Origin of the sequence: Exiguobacterium sp. SL-9, from assembly GCF_004336985.1 — a bacterium.
In the GTDB taxonomy this organism is placed as follows: Bacteria; Bacillota; Bacilli; order Exiguobacteriales; family Exiguobacteriaceae; genus Exiguobacterium.
In genome coordinates this window covers 173,328-187,767 of record NZ_SJUO01000004.1, presented here as the reverse complement: position 1 = coordinate 187,767, position 14,440 = coordinate 173,328, and the positions used below count along the sequence as shown (strand labels likewise).

The following is a 14,440-nucleotide window of genomic DNA, read 5'->3' as shown; positions in this document are numbered from 1 at the left end:
CCGTTATAGGGAGATAGGAAATGGCAAGGTTTAGGTAGATGAAAATGTTGGTATTTATACAAAGAGTCAAATAAATGAAATCAATTCAAAAAGAGATAGGAGGAAGATGTAAATGAACGATACTACGTATAACTTCAACACGTTCATGTCATGGCTGCCTGAGCTTTTGCTCGCATTAGTCATTCTAGTCGTCGGATTCATTTTGGCGAAAGTTCTGGAAAACGTGACGCGCAAAGCGCTTCGCAAAGCACGCCTTGACGACCGTGTTGGTGTCAAACAAGAAGGTGAACCTGGAAAACCAGGCAAAGAAGAGAAACGGTGGACGCCTGAGCGGATCATCGGTAAAGTCGTCTTCTTCGGTGTATTGCTTCTCGCATTCTTAATCATTTTTGAATTCATGAACGTGCCTGCGATTACGCAACCGTTCAGCCAAATCTATGCCGGTTTCTCTGGCTTGATCACAGGCGTCATCAAAGCGGGGCTCATTCTGCTCGTTGCTTGGATTATCGCGACACTATTGAAGAAGGCCATTCAAATGGCGGGTCATCGCCTCAACTTGAACAAGTTGATGGAGAAGACAGGACAAGAGTCGACAAGTGTCAATCAGACAAAATGGGTCGACACGGTCGCCAATATCGTCTTCTATCTTGTTTTATTGTTAGCCCTTCCGGCGGTACTTGACGCGCTTGGTTTACAGGGCATCAGCGGACCGTTCGAAGACTTGTTGAACAGTTTCCTCGCCTTCATTCCGAAACTTGTCGCGGCGGCACTCATCTTCGCGATTGGATATATCGTTGCGAAAATCGTCCGCGATATCTTGACGAAGTTTTTGGAAGCAGCGGGTCTTAACCGTTTTGCTGAAAAACTTCATTTAGCGGATTACGTGAAAGGATCAAGTCTTGCGAAAGCAGTCGGCACGATTGTCTTCATCTTGATTATGATCCCGGTCACCATTTCGGCACTTGAGGCACTCGATATTCGTGGAATCTCGGATCCGGCCATCTCGATGCTTAACGATGTCTTGGCGATGATTCCAAATATCATCGTGGCCATCGTCTTAATTCTCGCCGGTGTGTTCATTGCCAAGTGGTTGAAAGGCGTTGTTGTCTCACTCCTTGAAAACTTAGGCGTCAACTCACTTGCTAGCAAGATGGGTCTCGGTGGTCGCTCGTCATCATCGACATCAATCGCGCAAGTCATCGGAACCATCGTTCAAATCATCATTATTCTGTTGTTCGTCTCAGAAGCCCTTCAAGTCGCGAACCTCGACTTCATGGCTTCGCTTGCGACAGCGATCTTTGCCTACTTGCCAATGGTCATTGCGGCCGTCATCATCTTGGCAGTCGGTTTCTGGCTCGCGAACATGGCAGAACGTCTCGTTGGCAGTGTGCTCGTAGATGGAGCAGGTCAACCTAGCGTCTTGCGTCACGTCGCGAAATATGCGATTCTCGGTATCGCCTTCTTCATGGCAATCAGCCAGCTCGGTATTGCTCCGATGATTGTCAACACGGCATTCTTGCTTATCCTCGGTGCGGTCGCCCTCGCCTTCGGTCTTGCCTTCGGTCTAGGCGGACGTGAGACAGCGGCTCGCTATTTGAAGAAAGCAGAGCAACGGATTGATGAGACAGAAGTATCGAAAGAAGGTCTCGAACAAGAGAAAGCACAAATGAACCAAGAAGCCGAAGTTGCGAAGCAACAGGCAAAACAAGGTATGGAGCAGTCGAAGCGGGAAGCGGATCAAACGAAACAAGAGTTGAAACGTGAAACGAATCGTTCGCAAGCCTCTCAATCTGACGTGACGAACGTGGACGGTCCAGAGCCGAACCCGTTCCATGAAAATGTCACACCAGATCAAGACAACCGTTCACTCGATGACAACGAAGGCCCACTTCGTCCATAATCGTGAATGACGGGTCCCTGCTCAAGGGACCCGTTTTTGTATTGCTGTAAACAGGTGTCACTTTTGTCGATATAATAAAAAACAGATTGGCAAGAAGGCAGGAGTGAAACGAAGATGTTCAAACAGTTTCAAAATACGCTCGTCATGAACTACATATGGGGCTCGGGCATCGCCGTGTTTGGGGTCGGTGGGCTATTTATCTTCCAGACGCTCGACCTATCCAAGACGGAGATGCTCATCCTATTAGTCATCATGGGACTGTCCGGAATGATAATGATTGGGCTCGAACTGCTCCTCTACCGGCGTCATATCCGACCGATCCGTCACGTGTTTCAAACAGAGATACCGACATATGAGGCGCTTCAACAGGCGTTCAATCAAACGAGTCACTTTCCCACGTTGACGGTGAAACGGATTCTCGGTCCGCATTTGTTCGGCTTGTCTGTGCCGGCGATGAGTATGACGGCCCTCGCTATCGAGCGAGGATGGATCGACTTGCCGTATCGGTTGATTGGACTGGCAGCGTTCGGTGCCATTTTAATTGCCATCTTGCACGCCTTGATTGAATTCTTTCTAACCTATCGTTCGGTTGAACCGCTATTGCTTCATTTGCAGGAGACGAGCGAAAGCTCGTATGGGCGCCCGCTCCAAGCGACGTATCGGTCCATCAGCGTCCGGACAAAATTATTAATCAGCATGCTCGTCATCGGTGTGTTTCCGGTCGCCTTGTTCATTCTTGCATCCGGGGTGCAACTGTCGACCGTCAATCAAGTCGATGCGTACTGGCAGTGGGCAGCTCTGATTTTAGTCGTCATCATCGGCGTGGCGACATTCAGTAGCTTTTTGCTTTACGACAATATCAAACGTCCCATTAGCGCGTTAACGGAAGGGGTCGCCGCATTAGATGCCGGAAAATTGAATCCAATCGACAACCCTTACTCGGATGAGTTCGCCCAACTCGTCACAGGCTTCAATCAAATGGTCACGAACGTCACGCATCGGGATGCAGAGAACGAGCAGTTATTGAATAGTCTGTTCGTCTTGTTCGCCGCGACGCTCGATGCCCGGGATTCATATACGGCCGGACATTCCGAGCGGGTTGCCGCTTATTCCGTCGAGCTGGCACAGGCGCTCCAGTTGCCGAATGAACAGATTGAACTGCTCCGCAAATCGGCGCTCCTTCATGATATCGGGAAAATTGGCATCCGTGACGATGTGCTGTTGAAAGAAGGAAGGTTGACGGACCACGAGTTCGCCCAAATTCAAGAACACCCGACCATCGGGATTCATATTTTGAATCAAATTTCCCTACCGGCTACGTTACAGCCGATTTTGGCCGGTGTCCGGTCCCATCATGAACGGATGGATGGGCGCGGGTATCCGGACCGCTTGGTCGGAGAGGCGATTCCACTCTTCGGTCGTATTATGGCAATCGCCGACGCATATGACGCGATGACCTCCAATCGCCCATACCGGGACGGGATGCCAGTCGAGAAGGCACTATCGATTTTGGAGAGCGGACGCGGTACCCAGTGGGACGCGGCGTTCGTTGATGTGTTCGTTCAGTTACGACGCGAGGCTATCTCCGCCTAAGCAAACAGGTCCGTCCAATTTGGGCGGACCTGTTTGTTAGAGGAACGTTTCGACGAGATAGACCCCGGCGATGCCGCCGATGACGACGAGCATCAAATTGACACGGAGGAATGCGAGTGATGTGGCGACCGCCCCACCCACTAAAGCGGACGTGAGACTGGTCGTTGCCTGCAGGATGCCCGGGAAAATGAGACTGGCGAGCACCGCATAAGGCGTGAACAGTAAAAATCGCTTCACGAACGGTGGTAATTTCAAGTCCCGGAGCCAAAGTAGCGGAACGAGCCGTGGGATGTACGTGACGAGCGCCATGGCGAGGACGAGTAAGAACAGACTGATCATGCTTCATCCTCCTTGTATACCATGGCGCCGATCCCGGCTGCGACGATCGTAGCCAAGATGATGCTCAAGCCGGATGACAGCGGGATGAATGGGGAGACGCCGTAGTAGAGGACGGCTTGTGTCAAGACGGCGATCGCAGCCACGACGATGACCGGTTTGCGGGTGAGTGATGGGACAAGTAGCCCGATGAACATGGCGTATAAGGCGATGCCCATACTCGTTTGGACCGATGTAGGCAGGCCAAAGGCGAGAAAGACGCCAATCCATGTCCCGACGTTCCAAGCGAGAAAAGCGATCATGTTTAGCCCGAGCACAAAGTGTCCACGCGTCGACTCATCACGGGTTGACGCGACACTGAACGTCTCATCGGTCACCCCGAACGCGATGGCGGCCAGAAATCGATTCGAAGTCGTCTCGAGACGCTGCGACAATGCCGCCGACATGAGGAAGTGCCGTAAGTTCAAAATGAACGTCGTCAAAATGATTTCCCAATACATCGAACCGGCCATGATCAATTGGACACCGATGAACTGACTGGCGCCCGCAAAGATGAATAATGACATGGCGAGCGTGATGACGTTCGGCATATCGAAAGATTTCGCAAGCAGGCCGAAGGCGATGGCGATCGGGATGTAGCCGACGGCGACGGGAATACCGGCCCGCATGCCAGAACGGAAGGCGTCCTTATTCGAGATCGGTGTCATTTGCGGGACCGGGGTTGCCATGAGACTTCCTCCATTTCATAGATAATTTATTGTTGATTCGAGATTGGATCACCGTTTCCTGCTCGGACTCGAAAAAATAGGGTATAGATAGGCGATAAGGAGTGTGAATGTATGAGTCGAGCTGAAGAATTTATCGCATCGTATCACCGGATTGAGGATTATTTGAGTCGAGAGATGGGAGACGGCCAGCATTTCAGTTTTAGCAACATGGTTAACCGTCTTGCCAAACATAACCCAATCATTGAACGTTACAAAGAAGATTTACATCAAATGAGCCAATTGCGAAACGCCATCGTCCACGAGCGGCGCGAGCCAGATTTCATCATCGCGGAACCGCATGAATCGCTCGTCAATTTGATTCTCGAGGTGGAGAAAGAACTCCTCCATCCGCGTCAAGTCATCCCGCTGTTTCGTAAAATCGTGACGACGTTCGACGCCGACGACTCGTTGGTCGACGTCCTCGGTGAGATTCGGGATAAAAACTATTCGCAGTTCCCGGTCTATAACCATGACGGGTCATGGCGCGGTTTATTGACAAAAAAAGGAGTGACCAGCTGGCTTGCCGAAACGGTCGACGGGCCGCATGTGTCACTCGAAAGCATTCAAGTCAAGCACGTGCTCCATCACGACCCGCACCTGCGACGGTATCGGTTTATCGCGAAAGAGACGTCGGTCATCGAGGCACACCATCATTTCATCAACATGAAAGACGGGGTCCGGCTCGATGCGTTGTTGATCACTGAGACGGGACAAGAAGATGAACCGCTGCTCGGTATTATCCGACCGCAAGATATTTTATACGTTATCGGTTGAGGCGCCGTGCTCGATGGCGACCTCATATTGGGTGACCGTATTGCCAAGGACGATGGGCTTCACTTCAGAAGTGCCGTCGTCCCGTTTTTTATGGGCATGTTTATACGCTCCGCTATCGCGCCAATTCTCAAAGCTCGCCGCATCGCGCCACGTCGTCATGATGACGACTTGATCTTTCATTTCGTCCGACGTATCCGTCAACACTTGCATCCGAACGAACCCATCCATCGACTCGATACCTTTCGTCGTCTGGAAACGGGCCGTGACCGCAGCGACCTTCCCTTTTTCAACGTCTAGCTTGTTCATGACAATCCACATATACATGTCCTCCTCTGCGATTTCGTACGCGTCCATTATACCTTGAACGCATTCATTGATTCGCTCTCGATGCTCGCGTCAACGTTTTGCCCGCCATTCCTCGAACGTCCAGTTTTTTGATAGATGATTGTCGCTGTGAAGGCGAACGTGACGGGGAAGAGGAGCGACAGGACGAAGCGTAAACGGATGAGCTTCACAGGAAAGACCCCTTTTTATGGGCTACTCCTCTTCTCTCGGTTTTCGAAAGGATGAAAAGAAGAGAAATTGGGGAATAATGAACAAGACCGTCTCCGCCTCATGGCCTGCTTCCTGTACTGCGCGAGCCCGATGTTTCGTGCAACTGGAAAGGGTACACTAAATATAAGAGAATGGTTGAGACTAGAAAGGAGTGAGCGTATGGAACTCATTTTTGGTTTACCGTTATTGTTGCTCGTCTTGTTCTTCGCCTTTTTGTACTTCAACATCAAAGGGTTATCGAACATGTGGAAAGATTATAATCGGACAAAATCGCTGATGCCGCTCGGGTTCTTTATCGTCGGAATCATCGGGATCTTCACCGGCGTTTGGACGTGGCTCGTCATTTTGATTTATTATGCCGTCCGTCCGAAAGACTGACCCTGACACCGTGTGCGAAAGCGCATGGTGTTTTTTGCTATACTGAAGACGAGGTGTTGTCATGGAGAAATTGATCAAGGCGTGGTTCATCATCACGCTCATTACGTTTGCATTATTCAAACTCGGCGAGACGATGACCGCTGCTTATACAGAAGCGCCGGATGAAGGAAATCCATACGTGCTCGTCTTGCTCATCGGTTGGCCGTTCGTTCTGTTGTTCATCTGGATCACCGTCCGGCTTGCACGACGTGCGGTCGAATCGGTTCATCGGCTGGTACGGATCGGTCTTTTAGTCGGGAGCCTCGTCATGGCGGGAGTCGGTTTATCAATCAATGCCGGTCAAGCGGCTTCGCTCCGGGCCGGAATCCGCGCGTCTGAGAACGCGGCGTACGCATCTGGATGGAACCAGTTCACGAATATCATCTATGCGAACCAATTGACGTTTTTCGTTTTGACGGTCAGTTGTATGGCGATTGGGGTGGCGCTATCCTTCGTCACCCGCAAACAAAAATGAGGAACGGCTAATTGAGCCGTTCCTCATTCGTTTATTTAGCGGAGTTTACTTTGATACAGTCGGGCATAGCGATCGGCCGCGATAATGGCATCGGCGACTTGTTCAGCGGTCACATCGAATCCACTGTGGATCGTCTCACCTTCTGCCGTTGCCGCTTGACCGACTTTAAGTATATCTTCGCGGGAAGCGTCTTTTAACTTCACGTCTTCGAGTGTGACCGGTAACTCGAGCGCCATATACAAGGCGACGTAGCGATCAAACTCTTCTTGCGTCCGGCCTTCAAGGGCGAGTTGCACGAGTGTGCCGAACGCAACTTTTTCCCCGTGCGTCAAATGATGGATCTCTCCGTGGAGGGCGGTGAAGCCGTTATGGATGGCGTGGGCCGCAGCGAGACCACCGCTCTCGAAACCGAGTCCGCTCAGGAGCGTATTCGCTTCGACGACAGACTCGAGCGCCGGTGTGACGACTTTGGCCTTTACAGATTCATAAGCGGGGATGCCGTAATCGAACAGCACCTCTTCGCAGCGTTTGGCGATGGCTTCCGCCGCAATCGTCGGGACACCACCTGCCATCGTCTTACCGCCGAAGGCGAGGACACTGCGGACCTCGACCCACGTGGCAAGCGCGTCCGCGATCCCTGAGGCGATGAAACGGGCCGGTGCCTCGGCAATCAATTTCGTATCGACGAGGACCAAATCCGGATTCTTTTTATAGAAGCGATAACTCTCAAAGTTTCCTTCATCCGTATAGATGACGGACAGGGCGCTCGTTGGCGCATCCGTCGAGGCGATGGTCGGAACGATGACGATGCGAGCGTCCAGTTCATCGGCAACGGCTTTCGCCGTATCGAGCGTCTTCCCGCCGCCCATTCCGATGACGAAGGCGGTATGGCTCTCTGCTGCCGCTTTGGCGATTCGTTCAATCTCATGACGAGACGCCTCTCCTACGAAATCGGCCTTTTCAGCGTTCACACCACTTGCCTTGAGTGAATCGGTCACCCGTTCCCCAATCAAGCGCCAGACGATGTCATCGGCGATTAAGAGAGCCTGTGACCCGAAATGGTTAACATGGTCCCCGATGCGATCGATTGTATTTTTTCCTTGCACGTACTTGGCCGGACTGATAAATACGCGTTCTGACATATTCAACATCCTTTCTGAAGCAACTGTGACGATGGGACAACAGTAAGTTTGTTCCCGATACCCCCCCTCTTTCAAACAGTCCTACATGTGACATCTCAGTGAAACGGCTTTGCGCTTGTTTCACATCCCACCGAATATCACGCATAACACAATCAAAGCGACGACGGCGAGAAATCCCCAGTCGAGTATATACTTCATCACGGTCGTTCCCTCCTGCCAGCTGATGAGACCAGTATAGTCGGTTGGCCAGTCCTTGCCGTTTCAAAAATAGGACCGGGTCAAAAAAAGAGTACCGTCACGTATTGAAAGGTTTGAATGGAATCATAGCGGGAACAACTCTTTCGTATGCTTAATTTAGAAGGAGGAATTTACAATGTCTAAACATGTACTGATTGTCACGACATCTGCGGATCAATTAGAGAACGGTCACGCAACGGGGCTTTGGCTCGAGGAGTTTGCCTCACCTTACCTTCAATTCGAGAAGCAAGGTTATAAAGTCACGGTAGCGAGCATCGAAGGTGGAGACGTGCCAATCGATGCGAACAGCTTAGAAGGGGAGTTGCCGCAAGAGGTGTTGGATACGAAGCATCTCTTAAAAGATACGGCGCGACTCGATCAAGTGGCAGATGATACGTATGACGCAGTCTTCCTCCCAGGCGGACACGGGACGGTCGTCGACTTCCCGAACAGTGAGACGCTACAGCGTGTCATCCGTGACACGTATGAAGGCGGAAACGTCGTCGCGGCTGTATGTCATGGCCCGATTGGTCTCGTCAACGTCAAGTTGAGCAACGGAGAGCCGCTCGTCAAAGACAAGCGTGTCACTGGTTTCACGGACGCTGAGGAACGGGAGATGCAACTCGACTCAGCGGTACCGTTCTTGCTTGAATCAGCGATGCGCGAGCGTGGCGGGAAGTTCGATCACGCCGACAACTGGGCCGTCAACGTAGCCGTGGACGAACGCCTGGTCACCGGTCAGAACCCGCAATCGTCAGAACAAGTCGGAGCAGAAATCGTCAAATTGCTCGGTTAATCCCACAGACAGCTTAGGTTATTCCTAAGTTGTCTTTTTTTCGGACATATGTCCTTTTCAAAGTCTTTCATCTCACGTACAGTCAGACGAGGAGATAGGAGGAGATTTGTTTGGGTATTTTATTTGCCGTGCTCTCGGGCACGTTCATCGCGTTGCAAGGTATTTTCAACGCCAAACTCGGCTACGCGGTCGGTGCTTGGATGTCGGTCACGGTCGTCCACCTCGTCGGTCTCGTGCTCGCGCTCCTCATTTACGCATTTAAGCGTGACGCCGATCTGACTGCGTTTCGGCGTGTGCCTTGGTACTACAGTTTAGGCGGTCTCTTCGGGGTGTTCGTCGTCTTTGGGGAGTTGACGGCTATCCAACAACTCGGTGTGACATGGGCCATCTGTGTCCTGCTCGTCGCGCAATTGGTTGGAGCGTTTTTGATCGATGTGAACGGATGGTTCGGCGTGAAACAAAAACCGGTCAACCAAGGTCAACTCATGGGACTCGCCTTGATGGTTGTCGGCATCGGGATTTATACGTTCACGTGAGGGGGGAGAATATGGGAGTTGAAGCTGCGTTAACACGCCTGAACTGGCATCATCTTTTCTCGGCACAGACGCTCGCGGCGTCGTCGATCATGACGTTTCCATCCGGTGCGATGTTGTGTGCGAACGACCAAACGATCGAATCGTTGTTCGTTGTGTTAGAAGGACGTGTCAAAATTTATACGTTGAGTGAAGAGGGCAAGTTACGTTTACTGCGTTTAAAGATGGCCCCCACGTTAATCGGAGATATCGAATACGCCAGCGGACGGAATGTACTCCACACGGTCGAGGCGGTCGGGGCGGTGACGTGTCTACGCATCCCGTTTGACGTGCTGCGCACGCATAACCGGACAATCGAGTTCACCGAACATCTTCTGCGCGGCGTATCTGAGAAATTGTTCATCGAGGCGAACGCCTCGTCGAATCATCTCATGTCGACACTCGAAGAACGCCTGGCGGGGTATCTCGTCTCGCTCAGTGAATCAGGGAACGACTTGTTTCAAGATGAGATGAGTCAATTGAAACGGAAAGAAGTGGCGGAATGGCTCGGAACGAGTTATCGTCACTTGAATCGGACACTACAAGCGTTCGCGGACGAGGGGCTCGTTGAGAGAACGCGGACGAAAGTGACGATTTTAGACGCGACACGATTAAAAGAACGTGCCAATGGCATGTTGTACGAATAAGGAGGCCATTCATGATAGTAGGAATTATCTGTTCGGCAGTGGCCGGTGCATTCATCAGTGTACAGGCGGCGGTCAACGCAAAAATGAACGTTTATCTAGGAGCATGGGCGACGACGGTACTCGTCTTTATCGTTGGGTTACTTGGTTCACTCGTTCCACTTGTTCTATTTGGTGGCAATCTGCAAGGACTGTTTGACATCTCACCGATTTACGCGCTCGGAGGGTTGCTTGGCGTCGGTGTCGTCTTCTGTGTCATGCGAAGCATTCAATTGCTCGGACCGACGCTGTCGGTGTCGATCATTCTCGTTTCTCAGTTGATTTGGGCGCTTGGTGTCGACCTAACAGGAGCGTTCGGGATGCCCCAATTGTCCCTGTCACCAGGTCAAGTCATCGGGTTGATGGTGCTGCTCCTCGGCGTCATCGTCTTCAAGCAATCACAGGCGGCCGCCCTGCAACAGGAAACCTCGAACGAAGCCACTTCACGTTGAAGGGGCTTTTTTCTTGAGTGAAACGGGTACAGGTGAGTAACGAATCTCTGATATGATGAGATGGTAGTACGAAATATACGCAGAGGTGATGAAAACGGTGGATTCTTCCATAGTAATCGATTTACTGATTGTTTTATTCTTGATCGTGTTGAACGGGATTTTTGCGATGACGGAAATCGCGCTCATCTCGTCCAAACCGGCCAAACTTGAGGTCGAGGCGAACCGCGGCAAACGCAGCGCTGAGATTGCGCTCAAGTACTCAAAAGACCCGACCGACCTGTTATCAACGGTTCAAGTCGGGATCACGTTGATCGGGATCATCAACGGGGCTTACGGGGGTGCACGTTTCTCGGCACCGCTCGCTGATGTGTTCGCGCAACTCGGTATGAGTGCCCAATACGCGCCAACCGTCGGTTACGTCGTCGTCGTCACGATCATCACGTACTTGTCGCTCATTATCGGTGAACTCGTGCCGAAACGAATCGCGCTCGTGTCGCCGGAGAAAGTCACGATGGCGATCATTCCGGCACTCGACTTGTTTAGCAAAGTGATGCGGCCGTTCATTTGGGTCTTGTCGAAATCGACGCTGTTCCTCTTCAAATTGCTCGGCTTGAAAGCGGAACAATCAAGTGGCGAGACGGAGCTCGAAATCAAGCAGCTCTTGTTCGAAGGTGCCCAACAAGGAGCATTCGCCCATGAAGAAGTGCAACAAGTCGAGCGCGTGTTTGCGTTCCATGACCAGTTGATCTATGAGTTGATGCAACCGCGGACGACGCTTGAATGGGTTGACCTCGAGGATGATATGGACGATATCAAGAAATCGATTTATGAAAGTAAACACAATAAACTCCCGGTCGGTCGCGACACGCTCGACGAATTTGTCGGTTATATCGATGTCCGTGACATCTTAACGTTACCGACGCTTCGGGAGCCGTCACAAATTTTGAAACGGATTAAACAACCGCTCATCGTGCCGAAACAGCGCGAAGCGAGCCAAGTGTTGCAAATGATGCAAAAAAATGGCGTCGAGATCGCCTTCGTGCTCGATGAGTATGGTGGGTTCCTTGGGATGGTCACGTTGTTCGATATTTTGGAAGAAATCGTCGGCGAAGTGATGATCGAAGAAGAGACACCGGAAGTCGTGCGCCGTGAAGACGGAACATACTTGGCCGACGGTCTGCTCGGCATCGAAGATTTGAAACGGACGTTCGGAATTCGAGACAATCGTTTTGACGAAGGACGGAACTCGTACCATACGCTTGCCGGGCTCGTCATTTACTCACTCGGCGACTTTCCGAAGCGAGGAGACGTCGTCGAAGCATACGGCCTTCGATTCGAGGTCGTCGATATGGACGGTAAACGCGTCGACCAAGTGCTCGTGTCGATGTTGCCTGAACAAACAGAAGAAGACTGACGCTGCGGCGTCAGTCTTCTTTTTTGTGCGTGTTCCATGTCTCAAACGCCGCCTGCATGAGGACGCGGGCAGTATGGAGCATCGCCCGTTCATCCACATCGAAGCGAGGATGATGGTGAGGGAAGACGGCCCCGACTTCGGGATTCCCAGCTCCAGTAAAGAAGAAGCTGCCCGGTACGTGTTGCATGTAGTACGCAAAGTCTTCTCCGACCATGAGCGGTGCCATCTCGATGATCCCATCGGCACCAACGACGCGCGCGGCACTTCGACGGACGTGATCCGTCTCGTTGGGATGGTTGATCACGGCGGGATAGCCCCGGATATAGTCGAGTTCGTAGTGCGCTTCGCTCGCCGAACAGATATGGGCGATGGTCCGCTCCATCTCGGCGATGATGCGCGTTTGCGTCTCCGGTGTGAACGTCCGTACCGTGCCGGACAGCTTCGCTTCATCGGCGATGACGTTGAACGCCTGACCGGCAACGAACGTACCGACGGTCAAGACGGCCGGTTCGAGCGGGTCGATGCGACGGCTGATGACTTGTTGTAATTGGCTGACGATGTTCGTCCCGACCATGACGGCATCGACCGTGTGTTGCGGAATGGCGCCGTGGCCGCCTTTGCCTTTGATCGTCAGTTCAAAGCGATCGGCCGCGGCCATGATCGGTCCCGTCTTCACACCAATCGTTCCGTATGGAAGCGGGGTCCAAATATGAGAGCCGTAAATATAATCGACACCGTCGAGGCATCCGTCTTCAATCATTGGTTTGGCCCCACCCGGTGCAAGTTCTTCCGCGAACTGGTGAATCAAGACGACGTCTCCTGGAAGGTCGATCTCACTCAGTACTTTCGCGAGAACGAGCAACGTCGCCGTATGGGCGTCATGACCGCAAGCGTGCATCGAACCGTTCACTTTCGAGCGGTACGGGACGTCTTTTAAATCTTGAATCGGCAAGGCGTCAAAGTCCGCCCGAAACGCGATGGTTGGTCCATTGCCGCCTCGGATGCGCGCGACGACACCGTTACCACCGACATGTTCGCGCACGTCAAGACCGAGGTCACGTAAATAAGCTGCAATCGTCCGAGGTGTCTCTCGTTCTTCGAATGAGAGTTCGGGATGTTGATGAAAGTGGCGACGGAGCGTCACCATCTCGTCGTATAGCTCCGTCAAGCGTGAATTGAGGTCAGTCACAAGCATGATTTGAACTCCTGTCCGTTGTTGATTTTTGGTTGAAGCAAGGCCCATACGTCGTGTGAATCCAAATCGTCGAGAATCGGACGATGTAATACTGTTTTGGCTTCGTCAGCCGTCACCCATCTGGCATCACTATGTTCCACAGACAGGGTGACGTTCGTCGCAATCGGGTGAGCCAAGTACGTCATGATGACGACTTGACGAGTCGGGTCGGTCAAAAACGTCGTAGCGTATAACAATTGCCGGACCGCCACGTGCAAACCGGCCTCTTCGAACACTTCCCGTTCAAGCGCCTGTTCGAGCGTCTCGCCAAAGTCGAGCTTACCGCCGACAAGCTCCCACGTACCGGGATGGACCTCGTCATCATCAGCTCGTTTGATGATAAGGAGGAGGTCATCTTACACAATCACCGCTTTCACAGCAACAACGATGGTAGGAACGGACATGGCGACACTCCTTTTCATGAATTCGTGAGAAAACCTACAGTAGAAATGAATCATTTTCTACATATTCCCTAAGTTATGCTTATGGTATACGACAAAAGGGAATTAATACAGGAGAAAATCATGAAATGAGGTGTCGAAATGGGTTGGATTATCGCAATTGGAATCATCGTTGTCTTGGTGTTCATCTATTTTTCGATGTACAACGGACTCGTCAAATATCGGAACTGGGTCGACGAGGCATGGGCACAGATCGACGTGCAGTTGAAACGTCGATATGACTTGATCCCGAACTTGGTCGAGACGGTGAAGGGTTATGCCAAGCATGAGCAGGAGACGCTCACGAAAGTCGTCGAGTTACGAAATCAGCTCGGTTCGAAGACGAGTCGTCAAGAACAGATGGAAGTGAACGATCAACTGAGCGGCGCTTTGAAGAATTTGTTCGCTCTTCGTGAGGCGTATCCAGATTTGAAAGCGAACGAAAACTTCAAGATGTTACAAGAAGAATTGACACAGACGGAAAACAAAGTTGCTTATTCACGACAGCTTTATAACAATACGGTCATGAAATATAACACGAAAGTCGAATCAGTACCGACGAACATCATCGCCTCCGTCCACAACTTTGAAAAACGCGACATGCTTGAGGCGCGTGAGGAAGAACGCGAGAATGTGCGCGTCTCATTCTAATG

General features: G+C 51.7%; 18 protein-coding genes. 11 read left to right on the top strand and 7 right to left on the bottom strand.

The genetic code is table 11. The annotated features are described in order from the left end of the window. The first annotated feature begins 112 nt into the window (after positions 1–112). Positions 113–1,900, top strand: coding sequence for a mechanosensitive ion channel (locus EVJ34_RS11815; RefSeq protein ID WP_131485745.1), 1,788 nt, complete (start codon positions 113–115; stop codon positions 1,898–1,900). Positions 1,901–2,014: 114 nt separating this feature from the next. Further along, positions 2,015–3,493 (top strand): HD domain-containing phosphohydrolase, encoded by a 1,479-nt coding sequence (locus EVJ34_RS11810; RefSeq protein WP_131485744.1) that lies wholly within the window; start codon positions 2,015–2,017, stop codon positions 3,491–3,493. A 36-nt stretch (positions 3,494–3,529) separates the two neighbouring features. On the opposite strand, the gene EVJ34_RS11805 is transcribed toward EVJ34_RS11810, so the two are convergent. After that, positions 3,530–3,832: an AzlD domain-containing protein gene (locus EVJ34_RS11805; protein ID WP_131485743.1), complete on the bottom strand. Its 303-nt coding sequence runs from the start codon at positions 3,830–3,832 to the stop codon at positions 3,530–3,532. Beyond that, the gene (locus EVJ34_RS11800) at positions 3,829–4,557 is read right to left on the bottom strand and encodes an AzlC family ABC transporter permease (RefSeq protein WP_131485742.1); all 729 of its coding nucleotides are present in this window, start codon (positions 4,555–4,557) and stop codon (positions 3,829–3,831) included. Before EVJ34_RS11800 ends, EVJ34_RS11805 begins: the two co-directional genes overlap by 4 nt. A 111-nt stretch (positions 4,558–4,668) precedes the next feature. Here EVJ34_RS11800 and EVJ34_RS11795 point away from each other — a divergent pair, with 111 nt between their 5' ends. Next, entirely contained in the window at positions 4,669–5,370 is a 702-nt protein-coding gene (locus EVJ34_RS11795) for a CBS domain-containing protein (RefSeq protein ID WP_131434522.1), read from the top strand. Here the strand turns inward: EVJ34_RS11795 and EVJ34_RS11790 are convergent. Both EVJ34_RS11790 and EVJ34_RS15755 read right to left on the bottom strand, forming a co-directional pair. Beyond that, complete coding sequence (locus EVJ34_RS11790; protein WP_131434523.1) at positions 5,353–5,688, bottom strand: antibiotic biosynthesis monooxygenase; 336 nt, start codon at positions 5,686–5,688, stop codon at positions 5,353–5,355. The genes EVJ34_RS11795 and EVJ34_RS11790 overlap by 18 nt on opposite strands. 35 nt (positions 5,689–5,723) lie before the next feature. Beyond that, positions 5,724–5,885 carry a hypothetical protein gene (locus EVJ34_RS15755; RefSeq protein WP_161568918.1) on the bottom strand — a complete coding sequence of 54 codons (162 nt, stop codon included), beginning with the start codon at positions 5,883–5,885 and terminating at the stop codon, positions 5,724–5,726. Positions 5,886–6,084: 199 nt separating this feature from the next. On the opposite strand from EVJ34_RS15755, the gene EVJ34_RS11785 reads away from it, so the two are divergent. Further along, complete coding sequence (locus EVJ34_RS11785) at positions 6,085–6,303, top strand: hypothetical protein (protein ID WP_131434524.1); 219 nt, start codon at positions 6,085–6,087, stop codon at positions 6,301–6,303. Positions 6,304–6,364: 61 nt separating this feature from the next. Beyond that, on the top strand, positions 6,365–6,817 hold the full coding sequence (locus EVJ34_RS11780) for a hypothetical protein (RefSeq protein ID WP_131485741.1): 453 nt from the start codon (positions 6,365–6,367) through the stop codon (positions 6,815–6,817). A gap of 35 nt (positions 6,818–6,852) precedes the next feature. On the opposite strand, the gene EVJ34_RS11775 is transcribed toward EVJ34_RS11780, so the two are convergent. Next, positions 6,853–7,959: a glycerol dehydrogenase gene (locus EVJ34_RS11775; RefSeq protein WP_131434526.1), complete on the bottom strand. Its 1,107-nt coding sequence runs from the start codon at positions 7,957–7,959 to the stop codon at positions 6,853–6,855. 373 nt (positions 7,960–8,332) lie between these two features. Between EVJ34_RS11775 and EVJ34_RS11770 the strand changes: the two genes are divergently transcribed. From EVJ34_RS11770 to EVJ34_RS11750, 5 genes are all read left to right on the top strand, one after another. Then, complete coding sequence (locus EVJ34_RS11770; protein ID WP_131485740.1) at positions 8,333–8,992, top strand: type 1 glutamine amidotransferase domain-containing protein; 660 nt, start codon at positions 8,333–8,335, stop codon at positions 8,990–8,992. Positions 8,993–9,102: 110 nt separating this feature from the next. Then, complete coding sequence (locus tag EVJ34_RS11765; protein ID WP_131434528.1) at positions 9,103–9,528, top strand: DMT family transporter; 426 nt, start codon at positions 9,103–9,105, stop codon at positions 9,526–9,528. An 11-nt stretch (positions 9,529–9,539) separates the two neighbouring features. Then, positions 9,540–10,211, top strand: coding sequence for a Crp/Fnr family transcriptional regulator (locus tag EVJ34_RS11760; protein ID WP_236636702.1), 672 nt, complete (start codon positions 9,540–9,542; stop codon positions 10,209–10,211). An 11-nt stretch (positions 10,212–10,222) separates the two neighbouring features. Then, positions 10,223–10,699 carry a DMT family transporter gene (locus EVJ34_RS11755; RefSeq protein WP_131434530.1) on the top strand — a complete coding sequence of 159 codons (477 nt, stop codon included), beginning with the start codon at positions 10,223–10,225 and terminating at the stop codon, positions 10,697–10,699. Between the two features lie 88 nt (positions 10,700–10,787). Then, on the top strand, positions 10,788–12,113 hold the full coding sequence (locus EVJ34_RS11750; protein WP_131434828.1) for a hemolysin family protein: 1,326 nt from the start codon (positions 10,788–10,790) through the stop codon (positions 12,111–12,113). 10 nt (positions 12,114–12,123) lie between these two features. Here the strand turns inward: EVJ34_RS11750 and EVJ34_RS11745 are convergent, their stop codons facing one another. Both EVJ34_RS11745 and EVJ34_RS11740 read right to left on the bottom strand, forming a co-directional pair. Further along, entirely contained in the window at positions 12,124–13,308 is a 1,185-nt protein-coding gene (locus EVJ34_RS11745) for a M20 metallopeptidase family protein (protein ID WP_201739944.1), read from the bottom strand. Then, positions 13,299–13,685 (bottom strand): NUDIX domain-containing protein, encoded by a 387-nt coding sequence (locus EVJ34_RS11740; RefSeq protein WP_368665992.1) that lies wholly within the window; start codon positions 13,683–13,685, stop codon positions 13,299–13,301. Before EVJ34_RS11740 ends, EVJ34_RS11745 begins: the two co-directional genes overlap by 10 nt. Before the next feature lie 204 nt (positions 13,686–13,889). Between EVJ34_RS11740 and EVJ34_RS11735 the strand changes: the two genes are divergently transcribed. Beyond that, positions 13,890–14,438, top strand: a complete 549-nt coding sequence (locus tag EVJ34_RS11735) for a LemA family protein (RefSeq protein ID WP_131485738.1) — start codon at positions 13,890–13,892, stop codon at positions 14,436–14,438. Positions 14,439–14,440: the final 2 nt, after the last annotated feature.

Coding starts and splice junctions, on each gene's coding strand:
- EVJ34_RS11815 (WP_131485745.1), top strand. CDS start 113: ATGAACGATACTACGTATAACTTCAACACGTTCATGTCATGGCTGCCT.
- EVJ34_RS11810 (WP_131485744.1), top strand. CDS start 2,015: ATGTTCAAACAGTTTCAAAATACGCTCGTCATGAACTACATATGGGGC.
- EVJ34_RS11805 (WP_131485743.1), bottom strand. CDS start 3,832: ATGATCAGTCTGTTCTTACTCGTCCTCGCCATGGCGCTCGTCACGTAC.
- EVJ34_RS11800 (WP_131485742.1), bottom strand. CDS start 4,557: ATGGCAACCCCGGTCCCGCAAATGACACCGATCTCGAATAAGGACGCC.
- EVJ34_RS11795 (WP_131434522.1), top strand. CDS start 4,669: ATGAGTCGAGCTGAAGAATTTATCGCATCGTATCACCGGATTGAGGAT.
- EVJ34_RS11790 (WP_131434523.1), bottom strand. CDS start 5,688: ATGTGGATTGTCATGAACAAGCTAGACGTTGAAAAAGGGAAGGTCGCT.
- EVJ34_RS11785 (WP_131434524.1), top strand. CDS start 6,085: ATGGAACTCATTTTTGGTTTACCGTTATTGTTGCTCGTCTTGTTCTTC.
- EVJ34_RS11780 (WP_131485741.1), top strand. CDS start 6,365: ATGGAGAAATTGATCAAGGCGTGGTTCATCATCACGCTCATTACGTTT.
- EVJ34_RS11775 (WP_131434526.1), bottom strand. CDS start 7,959: ATGTCAGAACGCGTATTTATCAGTCCGGCCAAGTACGTGCAAGGAAAA.
- EVJ34_RS11770 (WP_131485740.1), top strand. CDS start 8,333: ATGTCTAAACATGTACTGATTGTCACGACATCTGCGGATCAATTAGAG.
- EVJ34_RS11760 (WP_236636702.1), top strand. CDS start 9,540: ATGGGAGTTGAAGCTGCGTTAACACGCCTGAACTGGCATCATCTTTTC.
- EVJ34_RS11755 (WP_131434530.1), top strand. CDS start 10,223: ATGATAGTAGGAATTATCTGTTCGGCAGTGGCCGGTGCATTCATCAGT.
- EVJ34_RS11750 (WP_131434828.1), top strand. CDS start 10,788: ATGAAAACGGTGGATTCTTCCATAGTAATCGATTTACTGATTGTTTTA.
- EVJ34_RS11745 (WP_201739944.1), bottom strand. CDS start 13,308: ATGCTTGTGACTGACCTCAATTCACGCTTGACGGAGCTATACGACGAG.
- EVJ34_RS11735 (WP_131485738.1), top strand. CDS start 13,890: ATGGGTTGGATTATCGCAATTGGAATCATCGTTGTCTTGGTGTTCATC.